The organism is Bacteroides sp., from assembly GCF_019417265.1.
GTDB lineage: Bacteria > Bacteroidota > Bacteroidia > Bacteroidales > Bacteroidaceae > Phocaeicola.
The window spans coordinates 1-11,056 of record NZ_DXVR01000092.1; the positions used below are offsets into that span (position 1 = coordinate 1).

General features: G+C 39.0%; 10 protein-coding genes. 8 read left to right on the forward strand and 2 right to left on the reverse strand.

What is annotated here, in order from left to right:
• The first annotated feature begins 1 nt into the window (after position 1).
• The 4 genes from nqrF to QZ379_RS10390 all read left to right on the forward strand — a co-directional run bounded on the left by nqrF (position 2) and on the right by QZ379_RS10390 (position 4,885).
• Positions 2-1,270: an NADH:ubiquinone reductase (Na(+)-transporting) subunit F gene (gene nqrF, locus QZ379_RS10375; protein ID WP_291564149.1), complete on the forward strand. Its 1,269-nt coding sequence runs from the start codon at positions 2-4 to the stop codon at positions 1,268-1,270.
• A gap of 331 nt (positions 1,271-1,601) precedes the next feature.
• Positions 1,602-1,964 (forward strand): hypothetical protein, encoded by a 363-nt coding sequence (locus QZ379_RS10380; RefSeq protein WP_291564173.1) that lies wholly within the window; start codon positions 1,602-1,604, stop codon positions 1,962-1,964.
• Between the two features lie 122 nt (positions 1,965-2,086).
• Complete coding sequence (locus tag QZ379_RS10385) at positions 2,087-3,436, forward strand: MATE family efflux transporter (protein WP_291564151.1); 1,350 nt, start codon at positions 2,087-2,089, stop codon at positions 3,434-3,436.
• A 264-nt stretch (positions 3,437-3,700) separates the two neighbouring features.
• Positions 3,701-4,885, forward strand: coding sequence for a C1 family peptidase (locus QZ379_RS10390; protein ID WP_291564154.1), 1,185 nt, complete (start codon positions 3,701-3,703; stop codon positions 4,883-4,885).
• 101 nt (positions 4,886-4,986) lie between these two features.
• On the opposite strand, the gene QZ379_RS10395 is transcribed toward QZ379_RS10390, so the two are convergent.
• Together QZ379_RS10395 and uvrB are read right to left on the reverse strand one after the other, a co-directional pair.
• Positions 4,987-6,108 (reverse strand): TlpA disulfide reductase family protein, encoded by a 1,122-nt coding sequence (locus QZ379_RS10395; RefSeq protein WP_291564156.1) that lies wholly within the window; start codon positions 6,106-6,108, stop codon positions 4,987-4,989.
• Positions 6,109-6,145: 37 nt separating this feature from the next.
• Complete coding sequence (uvrB, locus tag QZ379_RS10400) at positions 6,146-8,173, reverse strand: excinuclease ABC subunit UvrB (protein WP_291564159.1); 2,028 nt, start codon at positions 8,171-8,173, stop codon at positions 6,146-6,148.
• Positions 8,174-8,312: 139 nt separating this feature from the next.
• On the opposite strand from uvrB, the gene bamD reads away from it, so the two are divergent.
• The 4 genes from bamD (at position 8,313) to QZ379_RS10420 (ending at position 10,964) form a co-directional block, all read left to right on the forward strand.
• Complete coding sequence (gene bamD / locus QZ379_RS10405) at positions 8,313-9,155, forward strand: outer membrane protein assembly factor BamD (protein WP_291564162.1); 843 nt, start codon at positions 8,313-8,315, stop codon at positions 9,153-9,155.
• A gap of 25 nt (positions 9,156-9,180) precedes the next feature.
• Positions 9,181-9,516: a DNA-directed RNA polymerase subunit omega gene (locus QZ379_RS10410; RefSeq protein WP_154042789.1), complete on the forward strand. Its 336-nt coding sequence runs from the start codon at positions 9,181-9,183 to the stop codon at positions 9,514-9,516.
• A gap of 94 nt (positions 9,517-9,610) precedes the next feature.
• Positions 9,611-10,060, forward strand: coding sequence for a DUF4293 domain-containing protein (locus QZ379_RS10415; protein WP_291564167.1), 450 nt, complete (start codon positions 9,611-9,613; stop codon positions 10,058-10,060).
• A gap of 127 nt (positions 10,061-10,187) precedes the next feature.
• The gene (locus QZ379_RS10420) at positions 10,188-10,964 is read left to right on the forward strand and encodes a hypothetical protein (RefSeq protein WP_291564170.1); all 777 of its coding nucleotides are present in this window, start codon (positions 10,188-10,190) and stop codon (positions 10,962-10,964) included.
• Positions 10,965-11,056 lie beyond the last annotated feature (92 nt).

Below are 11,056 nucleotides of genomic sequence, written 5' to 3' on the forward strand. Positions count from 1 at the left end.
AATGGATATGAATTTTATTTTAGCAAGCATTGGAGTATTCCTTGTGACTATTCTGGTGTTGGTAATAATCCTTCTGGTTGCAAAGAACTTCCTCGTTGCCTCAGGTAAGGTAAAAGTGACAGTAAACGGTGAAAACCAGTTGGAAGTTGAATCTGGTTCTACACTGCTGAATACATTGGCTGTGAACAACGTGTTCCTTCCATCAGCATGTGGTGGTAAAGGTTCTTGCGGACAGTGCAAATGTCAGGTTGTAGAAGGTGGTGGCGAAATCCTTCCTTCAGAAGTCAGCCACTTCAGCCGTAAGCAGCAGAAAGACCACTGGCGTCTTGGTTGCCAGGTTAAGGTTAAGGGTGATATGTCAATCAAGGTTCCTGAATCAGTAATGGGAGTTAAGGAATACGAATGTACAGTTATCTCTAACAAGAACGTGGCTACATTTATCAAGGAATTCAAAGTGCAGCTTCCTGCAGGTGCTCATATGGACTTTATTCCTGGTTCATACGCACAGATTAAGATTCCTAAATTCGAAATGGATTACAACAAGGATATCGACAAGAGTCTTATCGGTGACGAATATCTTCCTGCATGGGAAAAATTCGGTTTGTTCGGCTTGAAATGTAAGAACGAAGAAGAAACTATCCGTGCTTACTCTATGGCCAACTATCCTGCCGAAGGTGATGTATTCATGTTGACAGTGCGTATCGCTACTCCTCCGTTCAAGCCGGACCGCAGCGGTTTCATGGATGTAAATCCTGGTATCGCTTCTTCATACATCTTTACTCTGAAACCGGGTGACAAGGTGTTGATGAGTGGTCCTTACGGTGACTTCCACCCAATATTCGATTCTAAGAAGGAAATGATTTGGGTAGGTGGTGGTGCCGGTATGGCTCCTTTGCGTGCTCAGATTATGCACATGACACGTACTCTGCACACTACTGACCGTGAACTTCACTACTTCTATGGTGCACGTGCATTGAACGAAGTGTTCTATCTTGAAGACTTCTTAGCTCTTGAAAAAGACTTCCCTAACTTCCACTTCCATCTTGCACTTGACCGTCCGGATCCGGCTGCTGATGCTGCAGGAGTTAAATATACTCCGGGATTCGTTCATCAGGTTATGCTTGAAACTTACCTGAACGATCATGAAGCACCGGAAGATATCGAATACTACATGTGTGGTCCTGGTCCGATGTCTAACGCAGTTGTCAAGATGCTTGACAGCCTTGGTGTTGAACCATCATCTATCATGTACGATAACTTTGGTGGATAATATTCTAAGAGTTATATATAATAAAAGAGCCCGATATGCGAAAGTGTCGGGCTCTTTTATTATATATGTATTACATTAACACTAAAATTCGGTTATTGTTCAAAATTCTGTTAAACTCTTGATGCAAATCAACAAATGACGTGATTTTAGAAGATTTTCTTTCATTTGTTTTTCCGTTATCGGAAACGTGCTTATCTTTGTAGCGGTAAAAGGATAAAGGCTTAAGCTAAATGAAAGGTAAGAATAGAAAATGACTTACCAAAATGAGATTAAATTAAGGCAATCGGGAAAAGATTGTATTTTAGGTAACAACAAAAATTAAACATTAGGTATTATGAAATCAGGATTAACATTTATCGCCGCATTGGCGTTTTCTGCAACAGTATTTGCAAACGGTAACCAGACAACAACTCCGGAAAAGTGGAATGGTTCAATCAACAAAGCTCAGTTAGGACAGTATCTTAAGCTTTCTTCTCAGCAGAGTGAAGAAGTAGCAGATATCTGTGACTTTTTCGAAGCAGAAATGAAAATCGCCAATAGAGCAAAAGAAGGTAACAATGAAAAGATTCGTAAGGCTGTTTACGGAAATCTTAAATTGATGAAGAATACTCTTAACGAAAAGCAGTACTCAGATTATCTGAAATTGATGGGTATGACTCTCCGTAACAAGGGTATCGATATCGAAAAGAAGTAAATAAACAGATAACTATAGTAAAATCTCCGGCTTAAGGTCGGAGATTTTTTTGTTTATAATAGTCAGGTACTGATATTTTTGTTTAATTTGTACATATTAATCAAAAGAGGCGGACTGAGGAAATGAATTTGGGAAAAGTAGACTTGATAAACGGCAGCATTACATCGTCAATGTTACGTTTTGCTTTACCTTTGATGTTGGGAAATCTGTTGCAACAATGCTATAATATAGCAGACACACTGATTGTTGGTCGTGTCTTAGGAGCCGAAGCTTTGGCGGCTGTAGGTTCATCGTATGCTCTTATAGTATTCGTAACTTCCATCTTCATAGGTTTGAGCATGGGCTGTAGTGCTGTGTTTTCTATGCAGTATGGAGCCGGTGATATGGAAGGCTTGCGTCAGAGTATTTTCTCGTCTGTATTGCTGGTAGGAGGGGTTACTGTCCTTCTTAATGTATCTTCTTTACTGTTTCTCTGTCCTATAATAGAATTGTTGCAAACACCCGGTGAACTGCAAAGTCTGGTCTACGATTACCTTTTCATCGTGTTTTTGGGGATGATTCCCGTCTGTATATATAATTTTTATGCATTTCTGCTCCGTTCTGTAGGTAATTCATTTGCACCGTTGATTTTCCTTGCCATATCTGTTGTTCTTAACATAGTGCTTGATGTTATTATGATGGTTTCATTTGGCATGGGTGTAGAAGGTGCGGCATTAGCCACTGTCATTTCCCAAATCATAGGTTCTGTCGGTCTATGGATTTACACTAATAGGAATTTTCCGGAACTTTGTTTGCGCAGAAAGGATTGTGTATTCAGTGGTCGTTCATTGCGCAGGATAACGTCATTTTCGTTTCTTACGGCTGTTCAGCAGTCTGTTATGAATTTCGGTATTCTTATGGTACAGAGGCTTGTAAACAGTTTCGGGACGGCTGTAATGGCAGCTTTTGCAGCTGCTGTAAAGATTGATTCGTTCGCATATATGCCTGTTCAGGACTTCGGAAATGCTTTTTCTACTTTTATAGCGCAGAATTTTGGTGCAGGACGCAAGGAACGTATCCGTAATGGAATCCGTAGTGCCGTGTACATTACTACTGTTTTCTCTTTGTTTGTATCGTTTATAGTATTCTGTTTGTCGCCGTGGCTTATGGCTTTCTTTGTTTCTCCTGCAGAAACTGAAATCATTGAGATCGGTGTGGAATATCTGCGTATAGAAGGCAGTTTTTATATAGGTATAGGATTTCTGTTTCTTCTTTATGGATATTATCGTGCTGTCGCATTGCCCTCAATGTCAGTAGTGCTGACTGTCGTTTCTTTAGGTACGCGTGTAATATTGGCATATGTTTTGGCCTCTATTCCATCAGTCGGTTATACCGGTATTTGGTGGTCTGTGCCTATAGGATGGGCGTTGGCTGATATTGTAGGGTTCTGGTACTATAGAACCAAACTTAAAGATTCATCATTAGTCAGGTAAATCTTTCAGAGAACGCCCGGTGAACATTCAGTGAACGGTTGCCGAACTGCAATGAGAGCTTTCATTTGTTGTTTATTAAGTGTTCACCGGCTGTTCACTGAGTGGAAATTTCTATTGTTTTAACAACATTTCGTTTTATGTTTCCTCCAATAATAATCTTTCTTATTTAACAATGAGTGAAAAATCTGTTTTTTGTATACCTTTGCATCCTATAAAATTCACATTGTAAAAGATTATTGTTTTTTGATATTAAAAGATTGAGAGATGAGAGTGAGAAATTTGACGTTTGTAGCATTAATTGCCGCGTCTTCTGCCGTTATGGCACAGGAATCTAAGGGATATCAGTTTACTGATATAGTGTCAAACAAGGCAACTTCAGTAAAGAATCAGGCTACGACCGGTACATGCTGGTGTTTTGCGACAACATCATTTATGGAATCTGAACTCCTCAGAATGGGAAAAGGGGAGTATGACTTGTCTGAAATGTTTATTGTCAGACAAAAATATATGAATCAGTTGGCAGACAACTATCTCCGTCGCGGAAAGGGTAATATAGGCCAGGGTAGTATTTCTCCAAGCTGGATGACTGCTTTTCAGCAGGTAGGTATCGTGCCTGAAGAAGTGTACGGTGGAATAAACTACGATTCTAAGACTCATAATCATAGTGAACTCGAGAGTTATATGTCCGCCATAGCAGGAAAAGCAGTTGAAATGAAACGTCGCAGTCCGGAATATAACGAGCTGATGAACAGTCTGTTTGACATATATATGGGTAAACTCCCTGAAAAATTCACATACAAAGGCAAGGAATATACTCCGAAAAGTTTTGCAGAGAGTTTAGGACTCAATATGGATGACTATGTAATGCTTACAAGCTTTACTCACAGACCTTATTATGAGGCGTTTGAACTTGAGATACCTGACAACTGGGAACATGCGAAAATGTATAATCTTCCGCTTGATGAAATGATGTCTGCCACAGACAATGCATTGAAAAACGGATACACAGTATGTTGGGATGGCGATGTAAGCGAAAAAGGTTTCTCGTTTACGAACGGTGTTGCCATCAATCCGGAGGTTACAAAAATGGATGAATACAGTCAGACGGACAGGGCTCGTTTTGAAAATATGAAAACAGGTGAAAGGCTGGAAGAAGTTTATAAGTTTGAACAGCCATATCCGGAAGTAAATGTTACTCCTGAGATAAGACAGGCGGGATATGAATCGTTTGTAACTACTGATGACCATCTGATGCACATCACCGGACTGACAAAAGACCGGAACGGTACCAAATATTATATAACAAAGAATTCATGGGGTACTGAGAGAAACCGTTTCGGCGGATATCTGAATATGTCTGAAAGTTTTGTACGTGCCAAGACTGTTTATGTAATGATGCATAAGGATGCTTTGAATAAGGAATTGAGAAAGAAGCTTGGTATAAAATAAGAAAACTGAATCGGTATAAATATGATAGCCACAAAGGAAACTTTTCTGTGATATATGTTTCCTTTGTGGCTATTGTTATATGCATTTAAGGCGTATTGTCTTTATTTGAATAGCATGTCAAGTCTTTTGTACAGCTCTTCTGACTCACCGACAAAAACTTCAACTATCTTCCCTTGAGGGTCTATTAGAATTTTTGTGGGATACCCGGTTACTGCATAGTTTATGACAATTTCGTCATCATTACCGTTGTAAAGATTTGTCCATGGTAATTGGAGATTTTCTACTCCTTCACGCCATTTATTTTCGGTATCCCTACAGCATATGCCGACAATCTCCATCTTATTCTTATACTTGGCATAATACTTTTTCATGTCAGGCATACCTTTTATGCACCAGCCACACCATGTGCCCCAGAAATCAAGGAGTGTATATTTGCCATTGAAAGAGGCCAAAGTCATTTCTTCGCCATTAAGATTTTTCAGCTTGAAGTCTGGAGCAGGTTTTCCGGGCTTAATATTTTCGGATGCCCTTTCTATAGCAGTGAATTTTCTATAATTAGCAGCTGTTTTTGAGATAAGTTCCCCAAGCGGACCGTTCTTTATATCTTCTCCGAGCAATTTTTCTGCTTCTGTTCCATCAGAACTCTTTAAACTTAGGAATAGATATCCTGAAAGAATAGAATCGGGGTTGTTCTTTATGTAATTAAGTTTCAGGGAACTTAGCTGTACACTTGATTCCTTATAAATAACTTTCAATGAGTCTGTTCTCTTACTGTCCTTCTCCCTGTATGCTTCAGATATTAGATTACTAAGATTTCTGATTTCGTTTTCCTTCTCAGTTATATCTGTTGCTTTATTAATATTGTCATATATTTCCGTACCTGATGCCGTAAGATTATCTATGTGTCCTGATATTCTCATTTTTTCTCCCGAAAGGAGTATAAATGGTGGGTTTGATGACATTCTTATGGCACCGTTTCCTTTAGGCTTTTCAATTATGTATAATGATATTAATGAAGAATCAGAGGTGTTCAGCGCAAATCTATTTTCTTTTACAGCAATCGTGTCTATCCCTAATGATTTTCTTGTCAGAGGGTCGCTTTTTATCACTAATATTGTGTCATTGCTTAATCCGCTGATTTCTCCAGTGAGGTTGTAGTTACCCTGGCTTGTACATGCACAAGTCAGTACTGTAAGCAGTACCAATTTACTTATAGCTTTCATCTTTCTTAATTTATGATTTTGTTATTATTGTTTTATATTACTTGTTTTTCAGCATATCCTCCAGTTTGATAAGCTCATCCCTGTATTGTGCAGCTTCGATAAAATCAAGATTCTTGGCAGCATCCTGCATGAGCTTTCTTGTTCGCTCAATACTTTTCTTGAGTTGGTCTTTCGACATGTACTGCACGATTGGATCGGCTGCTGCATATGAAGTTTCAGTCTGTTCAGTATAAGCTTTAGGTGCAGAACCGATATTCTCAGTATTGCTATCCTTATCTACGAGAATCTGACTTCTGACTTTCTTGATTTGTTGAGGTGTGATGCCATGCTCCTCGTTGTAGGCAAGCTGTTTCTCACGGCGGCGATTTGTCTCGTCTATAGTAAGTTGCATGCTCTCGGTTATCTTGTCGGCATACATTATTACTTTACCGTTTACGTTTCTTGCGGCACGTCCTGCTGTCTGTGTCAATGAGCGGTGGGAGCGCAGGAAACCCTCTTTGTCGGCATCTAAAATGGCCACCAATGAAACTTCCGGCAGGTCAAGTCCTTCTCTAAGCAGGTTAACGCCAATCAGAACATCGTGAATGCCTTGTCTGAGCTCGTCCATAATCTTTACACGTTCCAAAGTGTCTACATCGCTATGGATATAGCTGCATTTAATGCCGTTATTAAGCAGATATTCAGAAAGTTCTTCAGCCATTCTTTTGGTAAGGGTTGTGACAAGTACACGTTCGTTGACTTCTATCCTTTGCTGGATTTCTTCCATAAGGTCGTCTATCTGGTTCAGGCTTGGGCGAACCTCTATTATTGGGTCGAGCAGTCCTGTAGGGCGTATAACCTGGTCTACAACAATACCTTCACTCTGTACCAGTTCATAATCGGCCGGGGTTGCACTGACGTATATTACCTGATTAACCATCTCTTCGAATTCTTCGAACTTGAGAGGTCTGTTGTCCATTGCTGCAGGAAGCCTGAAACCGTATTCCACAAGATTTTTCTTTCTTGCTCTGTCGCCTCCGTACATTGCCCTTATCTGTGGCACACTGACGTGGCTTTCGTCTATAACGAGAAGGAAATCTTTTGGAAAGAAGTCAAGCAGACAGTAGGGGCGTGTTCCGGCTTCGCGTCCGTCAAAATATCTGGAATAGTTCTCTATGCCTGAACAGTGACCTAATTCTCGAATCATTTCCATATCGTATGTCACTCGTTCATAGATTCTTTTTGCTTCCAATGGCCTGCCGGATTCTTCAAAATAAGCAACTTGTTTGGTCAGGTCATCCTCTATCTGATGTATGGCTCTTAAAGTGCTTTCTTTTGTTGTCATGAATAGATTGGCAGGATAGATTTTGTATTCGTCAAATTCTGCCATCTTGTGTCCCGAAACTGGGTCGATTTCTTCTATTGCGTCGATTTCGTCGTCCCAGAACATTACTCTCAGTAAATTGTCTGTATATGCAAGGTAGATATCTATGGTATCACCTTTTACTCTGAAATTTCCGCGGTTCAATTCAATGTCATTTCTTACATAGAGGCTGTCCACGAGGCGTCTGAGGAATACATTTCTGTCTAATAGTTTGCCGCGCTTTATTTCTATTACGTTGTCATAGAAGTCGGACGGGTTTCCCATACCGTAAATACATGATACGGACGATACAACTATAACGTCCTTTCTGCCTGAAAGTAGTGCGGATGTCGCTGCAAGTCTGAGTTTGTCTATTTCGTCGTTTATGGCGAGGTCCTTTTCTATGTAAGTATCAGTTGACGGCAGATAGGCTTCCGGCTGGTAATAGTCATAATATGAGACATAATACTCTACGGCATTATTGGGGAAAAAATGCTTGAATTCGCCGTACAACTGTGCTGCTAAAGTCTTGTTGTGGCTGAGTATAAGCGTCGGTTTGTTTATTCCCTTAATTACGTTTGCAATAGTAAAGGTTTTTCCCGAACCGGTCACTCCAAGGAGTGTCTGTGCCTTTACTCCATGGTTTATACCTTCCGTCAGCTGCTTTATAGCTTCGGGCTGGTCGCCCATAGGTTTATATTCTGATATAAGCTCAAAGTTCATATAAGTATTTTTTTATTTTGTAAAAGTACACAAATATTTGCTTAGTGGCTTTATTGTGAGTAAAAATATCATTAAAATTGGTTTTCGTATTGTATTATTCGCAATAAAACTGTAATTTTGCAGAACTATTTTTATAAATATGAGAAAATATATTGTAATGGCTCTCCTTTCTGCAGGATTACTGAGCTCCTGTGGAGAGTATAACAGTGTACTGAAAAGTACTGATTATGAATATAAATATGAGGCTGCAAAAGCATATTTTGCCAAAGGTCAGAATAGTAAGGCTGCAACTATTCTGGAGGAGCTTATTCCTATCATGAAAGGAACAAGATTTGGTGAAGAATCATTGTATATGCTTGCTATGACATATTTCAATCAGGGTGATTATGTGACAGCTTCGCATTATTTTAATACATATTACACGACTTATCCGCGCGGAACTTATACGGAACTTGCAAGATTTAATTCCGGAAAGGCTTTGTATCTTGACACTCCGGAACCAAGACTGGATCAAAGCAGTACATATAAAGCTATACAGGAATTGCAGATGTATATGGAGTATTTTCCGGGAACAGAACGTCATGAGATTGCACAGAACATGATATTTGAGCTGCAGGATAAGCTTGTTGAGAAAGAATATCTGTCGGCTAAACTGTACTATGACTTGGGTTCATATACAGGTAATGCGTCAATGACCAGTTCGGGTAATAACTATCTTGCAGCTGTAGTAACAGCCCAGAATATCCTGAAGGAATATCCTTATACAAAATTGCGTGAAGACTTGTCTATTCTGATACTCCGTGCTAAATATGATATGGCACGCGAAAGTGTTCTCGAAAAGAAAGAGGACCGTATGCGTGAAACTATAGACGAGTATTATGCGTTCAAGAATGAATTTCCGGAAAGTAAATATTCCAAGGAAGTAGAGAATATATTTAAGGAAGCCAGTAAGTTTGTTGGCTCTGTAGAAGAAGATTATTAAAACATTTATAATTAAATATCGAATTATGGATTACAAAAAATCAAATGCTCCTACCAACACCGTAACACGTAACATGATGGAACTGTGTGAAGACACAGGTAATGTTTATGAAACTGTTGCAATCATAGGCAAGCGCGCTAATCAGATTGCTGTTGAAATGAAGAACGATCTTTCAAAGAAACTTCAGGAGTTTGCATCTTATAATGATAATTTGGAAGAAGTTTTCGAAAACAGAGAGCAGATAGAGATTTCTCGTTATTATGAAAAACTTCCAAAACCAACTTTGATTGCTACTCAGGAATATATTGAAGGTAAGGTTTATTACAGAAATCCTGCTAAGGAAATAGAAAAGCTTAAATAAACAGAGCCTTTTAGTATTCCTTGAAAAGAGATAGAGGCCGTTTCGTCAAAGGAGCGGCTTTTTTATTGTTAATCTGATAAAATAAATAGTCTATATGATACAACGTATTCAATCTGTATATCTTCTAATTGTTGCCATTCTTTCTGTTATTGTAATTTCAAATCCGGTCGGTTCTTTTATTGGTACTGACAATTCTATAACAGAGTTTACAAATCTCTCACTGATATCACAGGATGGAACTGAGAGTTATGAGCCATGGGCATTGTTTGCTATACAGATGATTTCTGCGATAATCTCGTTGATTACAATATTCCTGTACAAAAAGAGAATGGTGCAGATAAGATTCACACTGTTTAATATTATCTTGGCAGTGGGTTACTATGCTACTTTGGTGACATTTGTGTTTATGCTTAAAGGTGAATCTACTTTTGTTCCTTCATGGGTGGTTTGTTTGCCTTTTGTAGGTATTGTGCTTGACTGGTTGGCAATACGTGCCATCGGTAAGGACGAAATGTTAGTAAAGGCATATGAAAGATTGAGATAAAAATCTGAGTTATTTTATGATAAAAACGGCAGGCATGTACATTGTCTGTCGTTTTTTTTGTTGCATTATTGTATAAATATAAAATGTTTTTATTATATTGCGTAAAAGAACATGAAAGGAGGTTGTTATGTTTGATAACGGCAGAATTGACAGCTTCAATTATGGCAGAACGTCTGTACATGGGATTTATGCGATAAGCATGGCTACAGATTTCAGACCATATTATGCTTTATGGAGATTATTCCCTAATGAGCAGCCATTATTTATAAGGACGCTTGCCGTTACATTTCAGGCTGCAGTGGAACGTGCAATGGCTATTCTTCAGAATTGCAATGTCAGACTGGAGTGTCGTGATAACTCAGAGTTCGAGATGTATTATGGCCGCACAGATGATATTATTTCGTTTGGCAAATATCGTGGAAAGCGCCTGGCTGAGATTTATTATGTAGAACCGTCATATGTGCTATGGCTTGCGAATAAGTTTAAGCCGGATACAGACCGTTTTGATAAACTGATATATATTGCAAGATTGTTTGCTAAGATAAACTTCGAAATCACAGTTCATAAAAACAGGATTTCTTCTGTCAGCCACTTTGTAGGTGAAAAAGGAGAGAATATCAAAGGCTTATTGCTTAAGGTTATCAATGTCAAGAAGCAGGTTGATGTATATAAGGCCGATTTCTATGTAGACCAGAATATTCTGGCTGCCGACCGCGATGGTAACAGATTTGTCTTTCTTGTTAAAGCTGCGGGGCGAAGTCTTTCTCCTAATGAGTTGAGTTGTCATTCAAGAGTTGTTGTGAATGGTGAACTGTTGCATGTATTATCGGCTAAGGTTATGTCTCATTACGAAAGTAAAGGAGTGAGATACACCCGTTTAGGCTATGTGAAACTGGAAAAATAAAAGGTGGCTTGTGGCCACCTTCTGATATCGTTATTTTAGGTAGTGTAAAATAAACTGTGTCACGCATTATTTTTCTCTATAAAACTCATCGG

Bases quoted from the DNA above. Each gene is read 5' to 3' on its own strand.
- nqrF (WP_291564149.1), top strand. From the start codon at position 2: ATGGATATGAATTTTATTTTAGCAAGCATTGGAGTATTCCTTGTGACT.
- QZ379_RS10385 (WP_291564151.1), top strand. From the start codon at position 2,087: ATGAATTTGGGAAAAGTAGACTTGATAAACGGCAGCATTACATCGTCA.
- QZ379_RS10390 (WP_291564154.1), top strand. From the start codon at position 3,701: ATGAGAGTGAGAAATTTGACGTTTGTAGCATTAATTGCCGCGTCTTCT.
- QZ379_RS10395 (WP_291564156.1), bottom strand. From the start codon at position 6,108: ATGAAAGCTATAAGTAAATTGGTACTGCTTACAGTACTGACTTGTGCA.
- uvrB (WP_291564159.1), bottom strand. From the start codon at position 8,173: ATGAACTTTGAGCTTATATCAGAATATAAACCTATGGGCGACCAGCCC.
- bamD (WP_291564162.1), top strand. From the start codon at position 8,313: ATGAGAAAATATATTGTAATGGCTCTCCTTTCTGCAGGATTACTGAGC.
- QZ379_RS10410 (WP_154042789.1), top strand. From the start codon at position 9,181: ATGGATTACAAAAAATCAAATGCTCCTACCAACACCGTAACACGTAAC.
- QZ379_RS10415 (WP_291564167.1), top strand. From the start codon at position 9,611: ATGATACAACGTATTCAATCTGTATATCTTCTAATTGTTGCCATTCTT.
- QZ379_RS10420 (WP_291564170.1), top strand. From the start codon at position 10,188: ATGTTTGATAACGGCAGAATTGACAGCTTCAATTATGGCAGAACGTCT.